The sequence below is a fragment of the Halopseudomonas aestusnigri genome (assembly GCF_002197985.1).
Lineage (GTDB): Bacteria > Pseudomonadota > Gammaproteobacteria > Pseudomonadales > Pseudomonadaceae > Halopseudomonas > Halopseudomonas aestusnigri.
In genome coordinates, this window is record NZ_NBYK01000011.1 from 1 (window position 1) to 19685 (window position 19685).

Here is a 19685-nt window from a genome sequence, read left to right on the forward strand (position 1 = left end):
GATAATCTGTGCACCGATACCATCAGCATCGTCCAGGTTGACGACCGGAATGGCATCATTGTCTTCGATCAGGCCCACAGCAGACACATCGCCCGGCACCGCCGCAACGACATCGGTAATGGACACAACCAGGTCTTCAAAACTACCGGGGCCGCCTTCGAAAATAGCGTCATCGAAGGTCGGAATCGACAGCAGATAACTGGTCTCACCGGCCGGAATGGTAACCGTACCGGTCAAGAGGGTGCCGCCGGGCAGGTCATCGCCGTCAGCAGAGCCCAGGGTTACGCTCCAGGTAAAAGTAACCGGCACCGTGCTGGGTGCAGAGAGCGACACCAGAAAGTCGAGAGAGCCGCCTTCTACCGCCTGAGCACCGTCTACATCGCCGCCGGGCTCAACCGGAGTTATGGAAATAACCGGAACGCCATCCTCCGGCAGAAACAGGTCTTCTTCGTTGGGAATTTCAAGGGGAGCGGACGCGATCGGGGCGGTATCCAGGCCAACGTCGGGGGTCACACGCAGATCAAGACGATCGAGCAAAACGAAAGAATGGCCACCACCCTGACCGCCGGCACCTGCTGCGCCAGCCGCCGGACCGGCCGCAGTCGCTTCAAGCAATTGGGTCGGGTCAACACCGGCTGCGATCGCCGCCTGAATGGCGTCAATATCCAGATCTTGGGGCTGGTCTGTTGCTGCGGCAGCTTCATCGTCGGCGACGCGGAAGGAAGAGTCACGACCCAGGTCGACCTCGCGACCATCGCTCAATTCAAGCGATACACTGCCCTGCTCGCCGGTAAATACCTGCTCACCGGCCATCAAACGGTCGCCTTCAACCAGCAGGCGCTTCTCCCCGCTGGGCGCGACTGCAAAGACCTGACCGACAACCTGAGTAACTTTTGCGCTGGTAGCCATTTTCATGACTCCTTTCATTTCATGTGGACAACAGCCCCGGGGCTGTCAATTCCTGACATCGCCCGGGAACCCTCGGCTTCCCTTCACTACCCTCAACGCCAGCTCCGCTAGACTTCTCCTGACGAGACAGCCACCCTACGACGCGCGAGATTCAAAGCCAACCAATTGACGATGAAATAACATAAATATTCATTCGTCAATTTGATGGCTATGTGTAAATATACTAAACCTTCAGGGAACACGCTCTTACTGTTTTAGATGCTTTGGCAATATAGCCGCAGGAAGCTGCTCCAATTTAGTATCAAAACAGTATTACAGAGACAGCTCTCCCGTCGAAAAGCCTGACTAGACTTGAGAGCATGCGTGGAGCCTGTCATCCACCGCACAAACACTACCGGCGCACCATCAAGGAGGATCTATGAAATCCTTAACCCCGTGGCAGTTCCTTGTACTGCCTCTGACCCTGTCCGTCTCTCTGGCGGTTTCGGCGCAGTCGCTGCCCGAGGCTATCCAGACCGCTATCGACAACCACCCGGAACTGCGCGCCTCTGCCAGCAGCCGACTTTCAGCGGAAGAAGACCTCAGGGGAGCACGGGCAGGATATTACCCGACGGTTGACCTGACCGGCGGCTACGGAAGGGAAGGCACCGACAGCCCGGCCACTCGCGCTGCGGGTGAGCACTGGGAAAAACTGAACCGCGGCGAGGGCGCGCTGCGCCTTGGGCAGATGCTGTTCGACGGCTTTGCCACTGCCAACGAAGTGGGCCGCAACGTCGCGACCGTCAACTCCCGCGCCTATCGCGTACTGAGCACCGCCGAGCAGATCGGCCTGGCCACTGCCGACGCCTACCATCAGGTTCTGATGCGCCGCGAGATGGTTCGCCTTGCTGAAGAAAACATGCGCAGCCACGAACGTGTTCACGATCAGATCCGCCTGCGCAGCGAGCGCGGCGTCGGCCGCAATGCCGATCTGGATCAGGCCGAAGCCCGTCTGGCCCTGGCCCGCAACAACCTGGTTACCGAACAGGCCAACCTGGCCGATGCCGAAGCAGTCTATTACAGCATCGTAAGCCAGCCGCCGGGCGATCTGACACTGCCCGCGCCCATTACCGGCATGCTGCCCGCGTCGGTGGAAGCTGCGCTGCAGGGTATCCCCAATAACCCGTACATCAAGACCGCCGAAGCCGATCGCACCGCCGCCGAACGCCAGTACGAAGCAGCCAAATCGCCCTTCTACCCGCGCTTTGACCTGGAGCTGTCACGCAACTTCGACAACGACCTGGACGGCACCGACGGCCACTACAACGAATGGCAGGCCATGGTGCGGATGCGCTACAACCTGTTCAGCGGCGGCCGCGACAAGGCTCGCATGGCGTCCAGTGCGCACCAGATCAACGAAGCAATCGAGATTCGCAACAATGCCTACCGTCAACTGAGTGAAGAGTTGCGGCTGGCCTGGAACGCCATGGACAGCGCACGCAAACAGGTACCGATCGCCCAGCAGTACGTTGACCATACCGTTCGGGTACGCGAAGCCTACAGCTCACAGTTCAACATTGGTGAGCGCACCCTGCTCGACCTGCTGGACAGTGAGAACGAGCTGTTCACAGCGCAACGCCGGCTGACCGAAACCCGGTTCTCCGAGTATCTGGCACAGTACCGTCTGCTGGCGGTTGCCGGTGAACTGCTGCGCAGCCAGTCGGTAGTGCCGCCGGCTGAATCCATGGCTCTGAGCGATTCTGGCTCTTCCAATTCCGATTTGCCGACAGGTCAATAACGTTTTGACAACGCCTGATGTACTGACGGGGCCGCAAGGCCCCGAACAGGGGGCGAGCAGCAACGCGGGGGACGACCCCCGCAGCCGCTTCGATGATCCACTGCTTGATGCGCTGCTGATTCTCTGCACCTGCCTGCAGGTGCGGACCAGTCGTGGCGTGCTGGCCGCTGGCCTGCCTCTGCGCGACCAGCGTCTGACACCGGAGTTGCTGCCTCGCGCGGCGGCGAGAGCCAATCTGCAAGGCCGCATCCTCAATCGTCCGCTGGACCAGATTGACGCCATTGCCCTGCCCGCACTGCTGTTTCTCAAGGATGGCCGCAACGTCGTGCTTGAGTCCTGGCAGGACGGCAAGGCACGCCTGCTGACCAGTGAGTCGGCCGGCGGCGCCAAGCTGATGGACAAGTCGGCACTGGCAGAGCTGTATAGCGGCAAAGCCTTTTTTGCCCAGCCCAGACACCGCTTCGAGGTGCAGTTCGATTCCCCGCTGCCTCGCACGAAACACTGGTTCAAGGATACCCTGCGGCTTTCACGTCGCCTGTATTCCGATGCGATGGTGGCCAGCTTTCTGATCAACCTGATTGCGTTGATGACACCGCTGTTTGTCATGAACGTCTACGATCGGGTGGTACCCAACCAGGCCACTACCACGCTGTGGGTGCTGGCCATCGGCATATCGCTGGCACTGTTGTTTGATTTGATCCTGCGCACACTGCGCAGCTACTTCCTCGATCTTGCGGGCAAAAAGACCGACCTGATTCTGTCGGCAACGCTGTTTGAGCGGATTCTCGGCATGAACCTCAAGGCCCGCCCGACACGGGTTGGCAGTTTTGCGCAGAATATTCACGAATTTCAGAGCCTGCGGGACTTTCTGACCTCGCTAACCCTGACCAGCCTGATTGATGTGCCGTTCTCACTGCTGATCCTGCTGGTAATCGGAATAATCGGCGGACCACTGGTCGCCATTCCGCTGCTGGCCTTTCCTCTGACGTTATTGCTTGGCTGGCTTATTCAGGGGCCGCTGTCGCGCTGTATCGATCAGACCCTGCACCTGTCGAGTGAACGCCAGGCCATGCTGATCGAGACCCTGGGCGGCATCGACCTGCTGAAGGTCAACTGCGCCGAAAGCGAAAAGCAGCGCCAGTGGGAAACCACCGTGGGCGCGCTCGGACGCCTGGAGATGAAAGCTCGCAAACTCTCGACCCTCGCTGTCAACGGCACCCTGTTCATACAGCAGCTGGCCGGCATCGCGATGATTGTCAGCGGGGTATATCTGATCGGCGATGGCGCAATCAGCATGGGCGGTTTGATCGCCTGCTACCTGCTCAACAGCCGCGCCCTTGCGCCGCTGTCGCAGGTATCCAGCCTGCTCACGCGCTACCAGCAGGCGCGCCTGACCATCGGCACTACTGACGAAATGATGAGCATGCCGCAGGAGCGCCAGCCTCAAGCCATTCCGACCCAGCGTCGCCAACTGCATGGGGCCATCGAGGCGCGGGACGTCTGTTTTACCTATCCCGGTCAGCAATACCCCGCGCTCGACCACCTGAACCTGCGCATCCTGCCCGGCGAGCACATCGGCATCATCGGACGCAGTGGCTCGGGCAAAAGCACACTGGAGAAGTTGCTGCTGAATCTGTATCAGCCCGACAGCGGACATCTGCTGGTTGATGGCGTTGATATCCAGCAACTGGAGGTAGCCGACCTGCGCCACAACATCGGTTACGTACCGCAGGATATTCAGTTGTTCAACGGCACCCTGCGCGACAACCTGACCCTGGGCGCGCGCTACGTAGACGACGAGCGCCTGCAGCAAGTGGCCGACATGGCCGGGGTCAGCGAGTTCGCTCGCCTGCACCCGCTTGGGCTGAACCTGCAGGTTGGCGAGCGCGGCATGAACCTTTCCGGCGGCCAGCGACAGGCCGTGGCAGTCGCCCGCGCGCTGCTGCTTGACCCGCCGGTACTGGTGCTGGATGAACCCACCAGCGCCATGGACAACAGCAGCGAGGAACGCCTCAAGCGACAGCTGCAACCCATTTTGCACAACCGTACGCTGCTGCTGGTGACCCACCGGGCTTCAATGCTGTCGCTGGTGAACCGGCTGATTGTGATTGACGGCGGCAAGATTGTCGCCGATGGCCCCAAGGAACAGGTACTGGAAGCCTTGCGCAAAGGACACGTGAATGTCGCACGGAGCTAAGCCTACCCTGCAATTGGCTAACAAGCCTGCCCCCGCTAGCGCCGCGGCTGCAGAAACGCCATTACCGGATCTGACCCACGCCATTCTGGAGGATTCCCCGAGGTCAGCTCGCCTGATGCTCTGGGCGCTGGTAGCGTTTTTGCTGACCGGGCTGCTTTGGGCGCACTTTGCCAAGGTGGAGGAACTGACGCGCGGGCTTGGCAAGGCCATCCCGCCCGGCAAGCTGCAGCGGGTACAGAACCTGGAAGGCGGTATCGTTGCCGAGATTCTGGTCCGTGAAGGACAGATTGTGGAGAAAGGCGCGCCACTGCTGCGTCTGGATGATACCCGCTTTGCCTCCAACGTGCAGGAGACCCGCGCCGAGCAGCTGGGCAAACAGGCTACCTTCGCGCGTCTGACCGCCGAGGCCGAGGGTAGCGAGCTGGTCATGCCGGAAGAGGTACTGACCGACGCACCAGAGCTGGCCGAGGCGGAAATCGCCCTGTACCAGTCACGCCAGAGCCGACTGGCGGACGAGCTGGCAATTCTTGACGAACAACGTCGCCAGCGCGAACAGGAATTGAACGAACTGCGCTCGAAACAGCGGCAGTTCAGCAACAGCCTGGGGCTGCTGCAGCGCGAAATCAGCATGTCTGCGCCACTGGTAAAAGACGGCGCCATCTCCGAGGTGGAGGTACTGCGCCTGCGCCGTGCGGAAGTCGAGACCCGGGGCAATCTGGATGGTACGACACTGGCCATCCCGAGGGCTGAATCGGCGCTGCGCGAGGCTGAGCGCAAGGCCGAGGAGGCGCAGAACCGCTTCCGCAGCGAGGCGCTGGAAGAGCTGAACCAAACCCGCATTGAGCTGCAGAAAACCTCCGCCTCGGGCCTGGCCCTGGAGGACCGTGTGCGCCGTACCCTGGTGACGTCTCCGGTCCACGGTATTGTTCAGCAGTTGCTGGTCAACACCATTGGCGGCGTTATTCAGCCAGGCAGTGATCTGGTGGAGATTATTCCGCTGGAAGATACCCTGTTGTTCGAGGCGCGCATCCGCCCGCAGGACATTGCCTTCCTGCATCCAGGCCAGGAGGCCATGATCAAGATTACCGCCTATGACTACACCATCTATGGCGGGCTCAAGGGAGAACTGGAGCATATCAGCGCCGATACGGTCACTGACGAGAATGGCGACAGCTTCTATCTGATCCGCCTGCGTACCGACAAGAACCACCTGGGCAGCGAGGAGAACCCGTTGCTGATCATCCCCGGGATGGTCGCCAGTGTCGACATCATTACCGGTCGCAAGAGCATCCTAAGCTATCTGCTCAAGCCGGTACTGCGCGCCCAGGCCGAGGCGCTGCGAGAGCGCTGATTGCGCTCAGGCTGCAGCGCCGACCCAGCGCTGCAGCAGCGACAGCACCTCATTTGGCGAGCGATAGCCATTGCCCAGCAGCGCCAGCTGCCCGTCACGCTCGGCGAACAGAATCGGCAGCTCGGCCAGCCCCCGATCAGCCGCCCAGCCCCAATCCTCATCGAGCAGTTGCTGCGTATCGGCCTGATCGAAGCGTGCCGCGAATTCGACCGGGTCATAGCCGTTGGCAGCGGCAATCTCCAGCAACACCGCTGGCCGGGTAATATCCATGCACTCGGCGAAAAACGCCTGCTGCATGGCGCGAACAAAGGGCCACAGCCGCTCAACGTCGAGGGCGCGCGCGACAATCAGTGCCTGACTGGCGGGACGCACGTTGTAGATCAAGGGTTCGGGTAATGCCTGCGGGTCGGAAAACGGCTGACCACTGAGCGCAGCGACTGATTGCCAGTGGGCAGCCAGCGCCTGGCGGGAGGCGTTATCAAGCGGCGCCTGCAGGTGCGGCCGCAGACTGCCGGCCACCAGGTGGACCGGCACATCAGGATGGGCCTGGAATATCGCATCAATCAGCGGCGCCAGACCCCAGCACCATGAACACATCGGGTCCATCACGTAGATCAGGCGCTGCTGCATGGCGTACTCCGGGTTGGTCAGCTATCAGCCTTGGCGTTGGGCGAGGCCAGTTGCGGGGGCATGCCAATCGGATGCGGAAGGTTGCGCGCCTTGGCCAGCTGAATCTGGCGCTGACGCTCTTCGGCGCGTTGCCGGGTTTTCTCCGGCAGGCTGTCGTAGCAATGCGGGCAACTGATGCCCTCTTCGTACTGCGGCGATGCCATATCCTCGGCGGACACCGGGTGACGACAGGCGTGACACTGATCGAATGACCCCGGGGCCAGATCATGGCGCACGGTTACCCGGTTGTCGAACACGAAGCATTCACCGTCCCACATCGACTCTTCGGCCGGCACATCTTCAAAGTACTTGAGAATACCGCCCTTGAGGTGAAATACCTCGTCAAAACCCTCCTCCAGCATATAGCTGGAGGCCTTTTCACAGCGGATGCCCCCGGTACAGAACATTGCCACCTTTTTGTGACGTTTTGGATCGAAGTGCGCGCGCACATATTCCGGAAACTCGCGAAAGGTCTTGGTTTTCGGATCAATCGCACCCTGGAACGTGCCGATCGAGACTTCGTAGTCGTTGCGGGTGTCGATCAGCAGTACCTCGGGATCGCTGATCAGCGCGTTCCAGTCCTTTGCCTCGACATAGGTGCCGACCTTGCTGGTCGGCGAAATACCGGGCACCCCAAGGGTGACGATTTCTTTCTTGAGCTTGACCTTGGTGCGATAGAACGGCATCTCGTCGCAGTAGGACTCCTTGTAGTCCAGATCTGTGAGACGGGAATCGGAACGCAGCCAATCCAGTACCCGGTCCATACCGTCACGGGGGCCGGCGACAGTGCCGTTGATGCCTTCTCGCGCCAGCAGCAAGGTGCCTTTGACGCCGTTGGCGACAAGGGTATCAAGCAGGGGTTGGCGAAGAGCTTCGTAATCGTCCAGCTGGACGAACTTGTAGAGAGCCACAACAACAATTGCAGACATGCTTACCTCGGTATTCAGTGAGCGCCCGCGTAAAGGGCGTACGTTTTGAAGGGGCGCATTCTAGCAAAGTGACCGCCGGCGACAAACCGCCGGCAGACGGAGGGTCAGTGCTGGTCTGCCTTGCTGCCACCGAGACAGTTGGGCGAAGCCGGCGCCTGCTGACGCTGCTGCCACTCGGCCGGTGTGTAGGTGTGCAAGGCCAGCGCATGAATACGCTGCATCAGCTCGCCCAAGGTGGCATATACCAGCTGGTGCCGCTTGACCGAATTGAGCGCGCTGAAACGCTCACTGACCACCACCGCCTTGAAATGCGACTCCGAGCCGGGCGGCACGCTGTGCATATGGCTTTCGTTGATCAACTCCAGATGCGCAGGGTTCAGTGCCTGCAGGGCCTGTTCAAGTGCTTGTTGGACGACAGCCATAGTCATCTCCTGAAAAAGGTTTTCTCGTAATAGCGGCGGCCTTGGCATTCGCAGGGCGGACTAAGCGCAGCGTATCCGCAGTGCTCCCACATTTTCAGCCCCGGTGGCCAACGCTATGCGTTGACCACCCTACAGGCGATATGTCGCAGGGCCTGGCAAAGCAGCCGATGACGATGCCGGGCCACGGCGGGGATAATGCGTAGGGCGGACTAAGCGTAGCGTGTCCGCCATCGATGCTTGGCAACCATTCTAACGCAACAATCGACCGACGATTGCCTCAGGACCCGGCTGGCGGTGGTGTAACGGCAAGGCGGCGCAGGCGCCGCTGCCGAATACTGTTCATCAGGCTTGGTGCCAGCGCAATCAATGCCGAGCCTGCAACCACCATCAGTGCGCCCAGATAGGCGAGGCTGTTGAGAATCTCAGGCTCGATCACCCCCGGCCAGAGCATGGCCCCAAGGGCTACCAGCGAGAAGGTAAACAGCGGCGTAGTGGTCACAGTCGCGCTCACCCGAGAGGCCTCCCAATGCGCCAGCGCCTCGGCAAAGGCACCGTAGGCGACCAGCGTATTGAGACAGCAGCCCAGCAGCAGCCAGCCTTGCAGAGGAGTGAGGCTGAGCACCTGGGTTGGTGTAGCAAGCGGCGTGATCAGCGCAGCGCACGAGAGGTAGATGACCATCATCACCGATACCGACGACCAGACCGTCAGCAGCTGCTTCTGGGCCAGGCCGTAAAGCGCCCAACTGAAAGCCGAGGCAATGGCGATCAGGATACCCAGGGTGTAGCTGCTCATCTGCGTCATTAACTCAACCAGTCGCTGATTGAAGAACAGCGCAAATCCCGGCAACAGGACGACCAGCCCGAGTACCTGGCCGACCCCGAAACGCTCGCGAAAAACCAGCATGCTGCCCAGCATCAACATCACCGGAGCGGTCTGGATTATCAGTTGCATGGTGCCGGCCGACAGCCGGTTGAGCGCCATCAGATAGAGCACGTAGTTGAACGCCAGACCCAGCATGGCGATAACCAGCAACCCCCGATTGCGCGTCGACAGCGCACGAATCGAGGGCAGTTTGCGTTTGGCGGCCAGCCAGATCAGAAGCACCAGACCGGCACTCAACAGGCGATACCAGGTCACGGTATAGGGGTCCATGACCTTGAGCACTTCCTTGAGCATGATCGGCAGCACACCCCAGAGCAGAGTGGTGGTTAACGCCAACAGGAATCCGTACAGCCAACGGCCGGATGAAACATGCATGCTGCAAACTCGGAAAGCAAAGGGAGGGAACGCTATTCTAGAAAGCCGCCTCGCATCGCAACAGAGACAGTTTCAGCTGGCTTGTACCCGTAACTGTACCGGTCAGACCTCGGCTGCAGGCTGGGCGTCGGTGACCCGGTGCCACTGGTGCCCGCGCTCGTCCGGCGCCACCCTGTAGCGCGCCCAGCGGACAAACTCGCTGACCCGGCAGATGCCATTGCCACCCTCGCCTGCACCCTTGATGATGCGGTAACGCACGCGGCCGGCGCGCCCCGGCCGGCTGACCACCTGCAGCACCTCGCGTACCGACCAGTTCCGACCCGGCAAGCCGTTGCTGTAGAAGCCACCCGGCTCCAGGTCGGCCGCAGTCACACCCTTGCTCTGCGCGTTGGCGTTGGCCAGCTCGACAAGTCGCAGCAGATCGTTGAAGTCGATATCCATGTAGGCGTTCATTTGCTTGAGCGCATGCTCGAAATCTTCCGGCGCGATACCCGGCGCCCGGCCTATGGCATGCCGCGTCAACGGCAACGGGTAGCGCCGACTGGTGAACAGACTGTTGAACAGCACGGCAAACAGCACAATAACCAGTACATCAAGCAAGATCGGATAGAGCACGAAACTGAAGCCCGCATCGACAATCTGCGGCCCGCCCAGCACCACAATCATGGCGGTTGCGCTGCCCGGCGGATGCAGGCAGCGGGCATACATCATGATGATGACGCTACCCCCCACAGCCAGGGCCGCGAGCCAGAACCCGGAAGGCAACCACTGCACACAGGCCACCCCGAACAGCGCAGACAGCACATGGCCGCCAATGACCGACCAGGGTTGCGACAGGGTGCCGTGGGGCATAGCGAACACCAGCACCGCACTGGCGCCCATCGAGCCAGTCACCCACAGCGCACTCTCTGCGCTCATCACCAGATGGGTAATCCAGTACAGCAGAATCAGCGCCAAGGTGGTGCCCAGCGCCGAGATCAGCTTTTCCTGATGGGTGGTACTGTCCGGGCGCCAACCGAGGAATCTGAGCCACCGGCGCAACCACCGCACACGAATCACCTGTCCGAATCCCCCAATTTTGTCACCATGCGCAAGATGATAGCGCGTTCCGCCCAACCGCGAACTGCTAAGCTGCCTGAGAAACCCTCTGCTGGAGCACAAACATGCACGACCTGGCCGAACGAGAATTGGCATCGGCGGATAACGCCAGCGCACTGGTGCAGGAGCAGATTCTGGCCCTGCTCGCCGCCCTCCCCGACTGGGAGCTGAACTGTGTCGAGGGCATTCACCGCATTGAGCGAGTCTACCCCTTTGCCGACTTCGCCAGTGCCCTGGCGTTCGCCAACCGGGTCGGCGCTTTGGCAGAGGAACAGGATCATCACCCGGCCCTGCTGCTCGAGTGGGGGCGGGTCACCACCAGTTGGTGGAGTCACTCGCTGGGCGGGGTGCACATGAATGACCTGATCATGGCAGCGCGCACCGAGCGGCTATTCCAGAGCGGTGAGTCCCGCTGAGGGCGATTGGCGACATCACCGCGTGCGCTTGTAGCCATTTTGTCTAACACAATTCCACGCCGGGCCGGAACACCCGGGCATCGCGTGCTATAAAAAAAACAGGCACTATTTATCGCTACCGCGATCCGTTTTGCGGCCTCCCGTCCAACCAGACCATGCGCCGCCTGATACCCACAAGGTATTCATGCTAATAAAAACAAGAAGGCATATGCCATGAAATCGCTGCTCAAACCCAAATGGTCCACCGTTGCGCTGGTTGTCCTGGCTACCTGGCTGCTGCTGATTCTGCCCAATATGGGGTAACGGCGGTCAGCACGGTACAATAACCGGGAACCCTGTATCCCCGGAGCCCGCGTGAGCGCACCTACTGTCGAGTCTGCCGACCTGGTCTGGATGGAAGGCGACCAGCCCTTCTCCAGTCGCTTTGATGATGTCTATTTTTCCCGCGACAGCGGCCTGGAAGAAACCCGGCACGTCTTTTTGACCCACAACCGGCTGGCAGAGCGCTGGCATGCGATGGCCGCTGGCGAGCATTTCTGCATCGCGGAAACCGGGTTCGGCACCGGACTTAACTTTCTCGCCGCCTGGCAGCTGTGGCAGGCCAGCGCGCCCGACGATACCTGTCTGCACTTCGTCAGCACGGAAAAATACCCGCTCGCGCGCACGGACCTGCAACGCGCCCTGGCCATCTGGTCAGAGCTGGCAGACCTGAGTGCCGAATTGCTGGATCAATATCAGGATCTGACGCCCGGCTGGCAGCACTTTTCCTTTGCCGGTGGACGCGTCACCCTGACCCTGCTGATTGGCGATCTGTTCGATACCCTGCCGGAGTTGGACGCTCCCGTTGACGCCTGGTTTCTCGACGGGTTTGCCCCGGCACGCAATCCGGATATGTGGCAGCCGGCGCTGTATCAACGCATGGCGGAGCTGTCACGGCCGGGCGCCACGGTCGCGACCTTTACCAGCGTCGGTGATGTGCGCCGGGGGCTGATCGCTGCCGGCTTCGACATGCGCAAGGTCAAGGGTTTTGGTCGCAAACGCGAGATGCTCTGCGGTCAGTTGCAGCAGCCGCCAGCGCAACCCTGGCGAGCCCCCTGGTATGCTCGACCGGAAAAGACATGCAAACGCTCGGCGATCATCATCGGCGCTGGTCTGGCTGGCTGCAGCACCGCCCACGCCCTCGCTCGCCGCGGTTGGCAGGTGCAGGTTATCGAGCGTTTGCCCGACGTCGCGGGTGCCGCCTCCGGCAATCCGCAGGGCATTCTCTACTGCAAGCTATCGCCCCACCATCCGCCGCTGTCGCGGTTTATTCAAAGCGCCTATCAGTACAGCCTGCGCTTGCTGCAGCGCGAACTGAAACAGGGCGAAGGGCGCTGGCATGCCTGCGGCGTCCTGCAGCTGGGCACGGACGACAAGGAACAGCGCCGCCAGCAGGGTTTGGCAAGCCAGGGCTATCCCGCCAGTTTCCTGCAGGCAGTCGATGCCCGCCAGGCCAGCGCACTGGCCGGCGTGGAGATCAGCAGTCCCGGCCTGTTCTTCCCCGCAGGCGGCTGGGTCAGTCCGCCCACCCTGTGCCGGCAGTTGCTTGAGCACCCCAATATCGAGGTCAGAACCACCACTGCCGTCGCCGATCTGCGCCACGACGGCAGCCAGTGGCAGTTACTGAACGAACAGGGCGATTGCCTCGCTGCCAGCGGCACCGTGATCATCTGCGGCGCCCACGAGACCGCCCGCTTCGCCCAGACCCGCCATCTGTCGCTGAAACCGATCCGCGGCCAGATCACCCATCTGCCGGCCGACGCACACAGTAGCAGACTGAAGACGGTTCTCTGCGCTGATGGCTATGTATCGCCGGCAAGGCAAGACGAGCATCACCTTGGGGCAAGCTTTCGCTTTGACCGCCTCGATCTGACGCCCAGCGAAGAGGAAAACCGCCATAACCTGGAGCTACTGCAGAGCCTGTCGCCTGAACTACACCGGCACTTCAGCGTGACAGCGCCGCAGGGCGCACGTGTCGGCTTGCGCTGCACTGCCCCGGACTACCTGCCGCTGCTGGGGCCAGTGCTGACCCCCGACGCATTCCTTGACCAGTACGCGGTTCTGGGCAAGGACGCTTCGCAGCAACCAACTGCCCCCGCGCCCTGGCAGCCCGGGCTGTACGTCAACACCGCACACGGATCACGCGGCCTGATCAGCGCCCCACTCAGTGGTGAGTTGCTGGCAGCCTGGCTTGGTGACGAGCCACTGCCGCTGCCGCGGGACCTTGCTGAAGCCGTGCACCCCTCCCGTTTTCTGCTGCGTCAGTTGGTCAGGGGCAACGCCTCCAGCAACAAGATATCGACGCAGGGCCAGCGGCGATAATGACCCTGTGCTAGCATTCGGATAGATCAAAACAAATAACAAAAGATCACACGCTGGTGGTCTAGCCGAGTGCACTCTGTATGCGTTTGTGCCGCGTTCTTATACTGTGCTGGGTTGCGCTGGGCATGGCCTTCTCGTCCTGCTCGGCGTTCGCTCAGGTTAGTCACCAACTGGCTGAAAGCGTCGATATCAGCAACCTGCATGCTCGCCTGTCGCTCGGACAGCATTTGCTGCTCCTTGAAGACCCGCAAGGCAGCCTGACCATCGAGCAACTGCAAGGCGGCAGCGTTCAGCCCTGGCGGCCGATCAGCGGTCAGCATATCAATGAGGGCAAGGACTCATCAGTCTGGTGGGTTCATTTTGCCCTGCGCAACACTCTGACTACCCCCATCGAAGGGGTAGTGGAAATCGAGTATCCACTACTGGACAACCTGACACTGTACCAACTGCGCCCCGGGGCGGCCCCACTGATACAGCAGGGTGGTGACCACCTGCCGCCCAGTGCGCGCGCAGTTGCCGTCAGCAACCACTGGTTTCCGGTAACACTGGCGCCGGGAGAAACCCGCTTCTACCTGCGCGTTGACACCACCAGTACCGTGTTCGTCCCGCTCTACTTCTCCAGTTGGCCAGCCAGCAGCGCGCAGCTGGAGACCAGCATGCTGGGTGCAGGACTGTTCTACGGCATTCTGCTGGGGCTCTTTGCCTATAATCTCTTCCTGCAGCTGTCGCTGCGCGAGGCAACCTATGCCTGGTATCTGGCCCATATCCTGAGCATCTTGCTGTTCATGGCCACCTTTGATGGCCTGCTGTGGAAATGGATTGACGCCAGCATTACGGTGCAGACCCTGGCCATCTATACGCTGATGTTCATTCATTGCGCCGTGTCGACCCAGTTCAGTCGGCACTATCTGCACACCCGCGAGCAATTCCCGCGTTTGGATCGGATACTGCGCGTAAAAATTCTGATCGTGCTGGCCGCGATGGTGGTGATCCCTGTATTCAGCACCGCCCTCTACAACAACATGGCCAGCCTGTTTGTATTGGTCAGTTCGATGATTCTGCTTGGCACCGGTATTTATGTCTGGCGCAAGGGTTTCCGTTACGGCGCCCACTACACCTTGGCCTGGGGCTTTCTGCTCTGCTCGCTGATCCTCTCGACCGCGGGCTCGCTGGGTGTCGAGCTGCTCGGCGCCGGCTACGGAACACACTGGGTGAAGTTCGGCATGTGCGCGGAAATGATCATTCTCTCGCTGGGACTGGCCGACCGCATCAACGCCCTCAAAGAGGCACGCTACCGGGCAGACGAGGAAACCAGGCAAGCACGTCTGGAAACCCTGGCGCAGAGCCGCTTTCTGGCACGCATGAGTCACGAAATCCGCACCCCGATGAATGGGGTTCTCGGCATGCTGCAGCTATTGTTGGAAACCCGCCTGGATAATCAGCAGCGATTCTATCTGGACACTATCAGCAAGTCCGGCCAAACGCTGCTGACGGTCATCAACGACATCCTCGAATTCGCGCGCCTGGAATCCGGGCAGGTCAAGCTGGAAACCCTCGCCTTCGACCCGGAAGCCCTGGTGTCGGAAACGGCAGGCCTGTTCACCGCACAGACACTGGAGAAACACATTGGGCTGTATTGCAGCGTATCACCGGCACTGCCCGAGCAGTTGATTGGCGACCCTACCCGACTCAAGCAGGTATTGATGAACCTGCTCAGCAATGCATTCAAGTTCACCAGCAAGGGGCATGTCAGCGTCGAAGTCAGCGGCGTGCCGAGCGATCGAGGGAACGGGCAGTGGGATATCCGCTTCGATATCAGGGATACCGGCATCGGCATAGCACGTGACGCGCAGGCAGGCCTGTTCGACTCCTTCACCCAAGCCGACAGCAGTACCACAAGGCGCTATGGCGGAACCGGCCTCGGTCTGGCAATCAGCCAGGAGCTGGTGCGCTTGATGGGGGGCACCATCACGCTGGAGAGTGACAAGGATCAGGGAACCTGCATGTCGCTTTCACTGCCGATGCAGAGCGCTGGCGCAGCTCCGGACAAGCCACCCGCAGGTATCGCCGCCATTGTGACCCGTCATGTGGCAGCCCGCCCGCATTATCAGACCCAGCTCGCACGACTGGGCTACCAGGTCGAGCCCCCCGACGGTGAGGCTTGCGGCCAACAGGCTGCACTGGTGCTGCTCGACGCCCAGGACATACCGACCGACCGCCTCCAGCAACTGCTACATCACTACGAACAGGAGAGCACTCCGATCCTGCTGCTGCGGGCAGCCGACGATCATCGTCAGCTAGCCTGGCACGGCCAGGTGCTGGAGCAGAGCCTGCCGCTACTTCCGGGGCAATTGCAGAAGGCGCTGGCGCTGCTGCTCAATAGCAACCCGCCGCTGGATCAACTGACCGAGCGCCCGGTCAGCGAGCAGTGGCGTGGACGCGGGCATCTGCTGATTGCCGAAGACAACCAGGTCAATCAACTGGTGGTAAAGACGCTGCTGGAGAAAGCGGGTTACAGCCTGGAACTGACCGAAAATGGCGCAGATGCCCTGCGCCTCTACCGGGAGGACCCGGAACGCTACGATCTCATCCTGATGGACTGCGAAATGCCCCAGATGGACGGATTTGAGGCAACCCGGCGGATACGCGCCCATGAGCAGCGGGAGCATCTGCCACGCACGCCGATTGTCGCTCTGACCGCCCATGTACTCGACACTCATCGCCTGGAGGGCATGACCGCCGGCATGGACGACTACCTGCCCAAACCCGTCGACAGCGAACAGCTGTATGCCAGTCTGCAGCGACTGATCAGGAGCCGAGCAATCCCATGACGCCTTCGACCAGCAGCTTGCCACCGGTTAACAGCAGAAACAGGTAACACAACCGATAAATCAGTTGCTCATTGCTGCGTTGCAGCATCCAGAACCCGAGTTTGACGCCGATCGGAGCCAACGGCATCAGCGCCAGCGACGTCAGAAGGTTCTCAGTGGAAAATTGCCCGAGATAAACATAGGCAGGGACCTTTACCCAGTTGACCAGGGTAAAGAACACGGCCAGCGTGCCCATCAGCACCGTTTTCTCCAGCCGCTGAGGCAGCATGTACACATTGATCGGCGGCCCGCCGGCATGGATGCCGAAGCTGGTAAAACCGGAAACAAGCCCCCAGAACCGCCCCCGCCAGACACTGGCAGGACGCGCCAGCGTCTGATCACGGCGCAACCAGGCGTTTAGCACAAAAAGGACGGCGATGGTGCCAATGAGCAGGCGGATATGCTGCTCGTTGAGCACCCGAAACGAGAGCGCACCGAGCGCAACGCCGACCATTGCAGCAGGCAGAATGATACGCAGGTTGGTCTTGTCCCAGCGCCCGCGGAACGTACGAATGGCAACCAGATCCATTGCGCAGAGAATCGGCAGCAGGATCGCTGCCGCCTTCTGTGGCGACACCACCATGGCCATCAAGGGCACGGAGAGAATGGCAATATTTCCGCCAAAACCGCCCTTGGCGATGCCATACAGCAGCACCGCGGGCACGGCACAAAAATAGAACAGCGGGTCGTCGATCATCGTCCGGTCAATACCCTCTTAAAGGGCGCGAGTGTAACATTGCCCCCACCGTCAGCAGAGAAACCGGCGCATGTTGATTCCCTATCAGTTGTTGGAACCAGAAACCCTTGATGCACTGCTGGAAGACTTTGTCACCCGCGATGGAACCGACAATGGCGACGACAGCAGCCTTGAGGTGCGGGTTGCCCAGGTAAGACGCCTGCTGGAACGCAAGGAGGTGGTCATCGTATTCCACCCCGATACCGGTGATACCAGCCTGGCCCACCGCCACAGCGTGCCGCCCGAACTGCTGGAGGCGTTTCTCGAGTAACCGCAGCAAAACAGTCTGCGCTGAGCGGCGTGTGACATATCAGCGCATAGCAACCGCCGGAAAGCACCGGAAAAACCACGTCGAGCGAGCTATTTCGCGGCCTTCAGGTCCAAGCGGCGAGCTGATGACGATGCCCGGATGCATGCGCGAGCGCTTGGAGACCGGCCAGTGAGCGGCTACCATAGGGGCTTCCCCATGCAGGCATGCGAGGTAGAGATGAAACAGTTAGTTGTACTGGGCCTCAGCGGCCTGCTTGGTCTGGGCAGCCTCACTGCTCAGGCATGTACCCCGGAAGAGGCGATTGCCAAAGGCGAGCTTCTGGCGCAGATGATCTACGATCGCACCAAGGACCAGCCGGGCATGGCCGAAGAGCTCAATGCACGCCTCAAGGCGCTGCAAGAGCAGGATCCGGCCAACGGCCGCTACGACTCCTGCCAGGGCTACCAGCGCATCATTGACGAGCTGGAAGGCCGCGCCCCAGCCGACACACCTGCCGAGGCGCCCGCCGAAAGCAATCAGTAAATTCGATACGATTAACGTATTTTTTGCGTTATCAAATCGAATTTACCAGTCATACAATGGCGCAAAACCTATCCTTGGGAGATGCGCCATGACTCAGCACCGTGATCTGATTGAAGCCATTGTCGGACAACCCGCCTCGGACGGCGACGGCGTGCGCCTGACCCGCGTATTCGGCGGCCGCGATGCTGCGCGTTTCGACCCCTTCCTGATGCTCGACGAATTCAACTCGGACAGCGCAGACGACTACATCGGCGGCTTCCCTTCCCACCCCCATCGCGGCTTTGAAACCGTCACCTATATGCTTGAAGGCCGCATGCTGCACGAGGACCACCTCGGCAACCGCGGGCTACTCGGCCCAGGGGACGTGCAATGGATGACCGCGGGCCGAGGCATCATTCACTCGGAAATGCCGCAACAGGACCGGGGAACCATGCGGGGTTTTCAGCTCTGGCTGAACCTGCCGGCGGCCGACAAGATGCAACCGGCGCACTATCGCGACCTGCCAGCCTCGGCGCTGCCAGAGCAGGCACTCGCTGGTGGCGGACAACTCAAGCTGATCGCCGGCCGTATAGAGCACAACGGTCAATCCGTGACAGCCCCGATCAGCGGCGGTAAGACCGACCCCTTGTACATCGATGTGCAATTGAACGCGAACGAGCATGTCAGCTTGCCGATTCCGACTACTCACCGGCTGCTTGGCTACGTCTATGAAGGAAGTGTCACGGTGCAAGGCGAGCAGCGCACCGCCGTGCTGGAAAAGGGCCGCCTTGGACGCTTCGGTGAAGGCGACAGGGTCAGTTTGCAGGCGGGCCCATCCGGGGCCCGGCTGTTGCTGCTGGCAGGTCGTCCGCTGGCAGAGCCGATCGTGCAATACGGCCCCTTCGTGATGAACAGCGAGGCCGAAATCCATCAGGCCATACGTGACTACCAGCTCGGACGACTGACCGACTAGGCGCCGGCGCCGACCTCAGAGAATCGGGGTTCGGCCGGCCAGCGCGTGGGCCAGGGTGCCGCCGTCGATATACTCCAGCTCGCCGCCGAGCGGCACGCCGTGGGCAATACGCGATACCCGAATACCGCGCGGGCGCAGCAACTCCGCGATGTAATGGGCAGTGGCTTCGCCTTCCACGGTCGGGTTGGTCGCCAGAATGACCTCGTCCACCGGCCGCCCCTCGATACAATCGAGCAGCGCCGGCACGCCGATTTCCTCAGGGCCCATGCCGTCAATCGGCGACAGATGGCCCTTGAGCACAAAGTAGCGTCCGTTGAATCCGCCAGCCTGCTCTACCGCCCAGACATCAGCCGGGCTTTGCAGCACACAGAGCAGGCGGTCGTCCCGGCGGGGGTCACTGCACAGCGAGCAAATCTCGGTCTCGCTCAGGGTGCGGCAGCGCTGGCAATATCCCACACCCTCAACCGCCGCCTGCAGGGCATGGGCAAGGTGAGCCGCTGCAGCACGATCACGTTCCAGCAGATGCAAGGCCATGCGCTGGGCAGTTTTCGGCCCTACGCCCGGCAAACCACGCAGGGCGTCGACCATCTGACGAATCAGCGGACTGAAGCTCATCGATCAGAACGGCATCTTGAAGCCGTCGGGCAGATTCATACCCGCGGTAAAGCCGGACATTTTGTCCTTGTTTGCCTGCTCCAGCTTGCGCACAGCATCGTTCACCGCGGCCGCGATCAGGTCTTCCAGCACTTCCTTGTCTTCCTGCATCAGACTGTCATCCAGATTGACGCGGCGCACATCGTGGCGACCGGTCATGACAACCGAGACCAGACCGGCACCGGACTGACCGGTGACTTCCATATTGGCCAGCTCTTCCTGCATTTTGGCCATTTTTTCCTGCATTTGCTGGGCCTGCTTCATCAGGCCTGCCATGCCACCTTTCATCATGA

At 60.9% G+C, this 19685-nt stretch carries 18 protein-coding genes; 9 read left to right on the forward strand and 9 right to left on the reverse strand.

The genetic code is table 11. The features are described from left to right. On the reverse strand, positions 1-909 hold a 909-nt coding region (locus B7O88_RS13750), incomplete at its 3' end, for a retention module-containing protein (RefSeq protein WP_172409675.1). Positions 910-1327: 418 nt separating this feature from the next. On the opposite strand from B7O88_RS13750, the gene B7O88_RS13755 reads away from it, so the two are divergent. Genes B7O88_RS13755 through B7O88_RS13765 form a run of 3 tightly spaced genes read left to right on the forward strand, consistent with a single transcriptional unit; the run spans position 1328 to position 6234 of the window. After that, on the forward strand, positions 1328-2686 hold the full coding sequence (locus B7O88_RS13755; protein ID WP_088276632.1) for a TolC family outer membrane protein: 1359 nt from the start codon (positions 1328-1330) through the stop codon (positions 2684-2686). A gap of 22 nt (positions 2687-2708) precedes the next feature. Further along, on the forward strand, positions 2709-4883 hold the full coding sequence (locus B7O88_RS13760; protein ID WP_088276830.1) for a type I secretion system permease/ATPase: 2175 nt from the start codon (positions 2709-2711) through the stop codon (positions 4881-4883). Beyond that, the gene (locus tag B7O88_RS13765) at positions 4867-6234 is read left to right on the forward strand and encodes an HlyD family type I secretion periplasmic adaptor subunit (protein WP_088276634.1); all 1368 of its coding nucleotides are present in this window, start codon (positions 4867-4869) and stop codon (positions 6232-6234) included. Before B7O88_RS13760 ends, B7O88_RS13765 begins: the two co-directional genes overlap by 17 nt. A gap of 6 nt (positions 6235-6240) precedes the next feature. Here B7O88_RS13765 and B7O88_RS13770 read toward each other — a convergent pair whose 3' ends face one another. From B7O88_RS13770 to B7O88_RS13790, 5 genes are all read right to left on the reverse strand, one after another. Further along, positions 6241-6864, reverse strand: coding sequence for a DsbA family protein (locus B7O88_RS13770; RefSeq protein WP_088276636.1), 624 nt, complete (start codon positions 6862-6864; stop codon positions 6241-6243). Between the two features lie 17 nt (positions 6865-6881). After that, entirely contained in the window at positions 6882-7832 is a 951-nt protein-coding gene (gene trhO / locus B7O88_RS13775; protein ID WP_088276638.1) for an oxygen-dependent tRNA uridine(34) hydroxylase TrhO, read from the reverse strand. A gap of 104 nt (positions 7833-7936) precedes the next feature. Next, entirely contained in the window at positions 7937-8254 is a 318-nt protein-coding gene (locus tag B7O88_RS13780; RefSeq protein ID WP_410172334.1) for a BolA family protein, read from the reverse strand. Positions 8255-8531: 277 nt separating this feature from the next. Further along, positions 8532-9512, reverse strand: a complete 981-nt coding sequence (locus B7O88_RS13785) for a DMT family transporter (RefSeq protein WP_088276642.1) — start codon at positions 9510-9512, stop codon at positions 8532-8534. Positions 9513-9614: 102 nt separating this feature from the next. After that, the gene (locus B7O88_RS13790) at positions 9615-10562 is read right to left on the reverse strand and encodes an HPP family protein (protein WP_160003194.1); all 948 of its coding nucleotides are present in this window, start codon (positions 10560-10562) and stop codon (positions 9615-9617) included. A 113-nt stretch (positions 10563-10675) separates the two neighbouring features. Between B7O88_RS13790 and B7O88_RS13795 the strand changes: the two genes are divergently transcribed. The 3 genes from B7O88_RS13795 (at position 10676) to B7O88_RS13805 (ending at position 16218) form a co-directional block, all read left to right on the forward strand. Then, the gene (locus B7O88_RS13795) at positions 10676-11026 is read left to right on the forward strand and encodes a 4a-hydroxytetrahydrobiopterin dehydratase (RefSeq protein ID WP_088276832.1); all 351 of its coding nucleotides are present in this window, start codon (positions 10676-10678) and stop codon (positions 11024-11026) included. Positions 11027-11380: 354 nt separating this feature from the next. Then, complete coding sequence (gene mnmC / locus B7O88_RS13800) at positions 11381-13387, forward strand: bifunctional tRNA (5-methylaminomethyl-2-thiouridine)(34)-methyltransferase MnmC2/FAD-dependent 5-carboxymethylaminomethyl-2-thiouridine(34) oxidoreductase MnmC1 (RefSeq protein ID WP_268807003.1); 2007 nt, start codon at positions 11381-11383, stop codon at positions 13385-13387. A 125-nt stretch (positions 13388-13512) separates the two neighbouring features. Next, complete coding sequence (locus B7O88_RS13805) at positions 13513-16218, forward strand: hybrid sensor histidine kinase/response regulator (RefSeq protein ID WP_235005802.1); 2706 nt, start codon at positions 13513-13515, stop codon at positions 16216-16218. Here the strand turns inward: B7O88_RS13805 and B7O88_RS13810 are convergent. Next, on the reverse strand, positions 16196-16954 hold the full coding sequence (locus B7O88_RS13810; protein WP_088276650.1) for a sulfite exporter TauE/SafE family protein: 759 nt from the start codon (positions 16952-16954) through the stop codon (positions 16196-16198). The genes B7O88_RS13805 and B7O88_RS13810 overlap by 23 nt on opposite strands. A gap of 70 nt (positions 16955-17024) precedes the next feature. Between B7O88_RS13810 and B7O88_RS13815 the strand changes: the two genes are divergently transcribed. The 3 genes from B7O88_RS13815 (at position 17025) to B7O88_RS13825 (ending at position 18738) form a co-directional block, all read left to right on the forward strand. Continuing rightward, positions 17025-17264, forward strand: coding sequence for a YheU family protein (locus B7O88_RS13815; protein WP_088276652.1), 240 nt, complete (start codon positions 17025-17027; stop codon positions 17262-17264). Positions 17265-17480: 216 nt separating this feature from the next. Continuing rightward, entirely contained in the window at positions 17481-17786 is a 306-nt protein-coding gene (locus tag B7O88_RS13820) for a hypothetical protein (protein ID WP_088276654.1), read from the forward strand. Positions 17787-17874: 88 nt separating this feature from the next. Next, positions 17875-18738 (forward strand): pirin family protein, encoded by an 864-nt coding sequence (locus B7O88_RS13825; RefSeq protein ID WP_088276656.1) that lies wholly within the window; start codon positions 17875-17877, stop codon positions 18736-18738. Positions 18739-18753: 15 nt separating this feature from the next. Here B7O88_RS13825 and recR read toward each other — a convergent pair whose 3' ends face one another. Together recR and B7O88_RS13835 are read right to left on the reverse strand one after the other, a co-directional pair. After that, a complete protein-coding gene (gene recR / locus B7O88_RS13830; protein WP_088276658.1) occupies positions 18754-19353 on the reverse strand; it encodes a recombination mediator RecR in 600 nt (199 codons plus the stop codon). Between the two features lie 3 nt (positions 19354-19356). Beyond that, entirely contained in the window at positions 19357-19683 is a 327-nt protein-coding gene (locus tag B7O88_RS13835; protein ID WP_088276660.1) for a YbaB/EbfC family nucleoid-associated protein, read from the reverse strand. Positions 19684-19685 lie beyond the last annotated feature (2 nt).

Bases quoted from the DNA above. Each gene is read 5' to 3' on its own strand.
- B7O88_RS13765 (WP_088276634.1), top strand. From the start codon at position 4,867: ATGTCGCACGGAGCTAAGCCTACCCTGCAATTGGCTAACAAGCCTGCC.
- B7O88_RS13820 (WP_088276654.1), top strand. From the start codon at position 17,481: ATGAAACAGTTAGTTGTACTGGGCCTCAGCGGCCTGCTTGGTCTGGGC.
- B7O88_RS13825 (WP_088276656.1), top strand. From the start codon at position 17,875: ATGACTCAGCACCGTGATCTGATTGAAGCCATTGTCGGACAACCCGCC.
- B7O88_RS13805 (WP_235005802.1), top strand. From the start codon at position 13,513: ATGGCCTTCTCGTCCTGCTCGGCGTTCGCTCAGGTTAGTCACCAACTG.
- B7O88_RS13770 (WP_088276636.1), bottom strand. From the start codon at position 6,864: ATGCAGCAGCGCCTGATCTACGTGATGGACCCGATGTGTTCATGGTGC.
- recR (WP_088276658.1), bottom strand. From the start codon at position 19,353: ATGAGCTTCAGTCCGCTGATTCGTCAGATGGTCGACGCCCTGCGTGGT.
- trhO (WP_088276638.1), bottom strand. From the start codon at position 7,832: ATGTCTGCAATTGTTGTTGTGGCTCTCTACAAGTTCGTCCAGCTGGAC.
- B7O88_RS13785 (WP_088276642.1), bottom strand. From the start codon at position 9,512: ATGCATGTTTCATCCGGCCGTTGGCTGTACGGATTCCTGTTGGCGTTA.
- B7O88_RS13815 (WP_088276652.1), top strand. From the start codon at position 17,025: ATGTTGATTCCCTATCAGTTGTTGGAACCAGAAACCCTTGATGCACTG.
- B7O88_RS13835 (WP_088276660.1), bottom strand. From the start codon at position 19,683: ATGATGAAAGGTGGCATGGCAGGCCTGATGAAGCAGGCCCAGCAAATG.
- B7O88_RS13810 (WP_088276650.1), bottom strand. From the start codon at position 16,954: ATGATCGACGACCCGCTGTTCTATTTTTGTGCCGTGCCCGCGGTGCTG.
- B7O88_RS13780 (WP_410172334.1), bottom strand. From the start codon at position 8,254: ATGGCTGTCGTCCAACAAGCACTTGAACAGGCCCTGCAGGCACTGAAC.
- B7O88_RS13795 (WP_088276832.1), top strand. From the start codon at position 10,676: ATGCACGACCTGGCCGAACGAGAATTGGCATCGGCGGATAACGCCAGC.
- B7O88_RS13755 (WP_088276632.1), top strand. From the start codon at position 1,328: ATGAAATCCTTAACCCCGTGGCAGTTCCTTGTACTGCCTCTGACCCTG.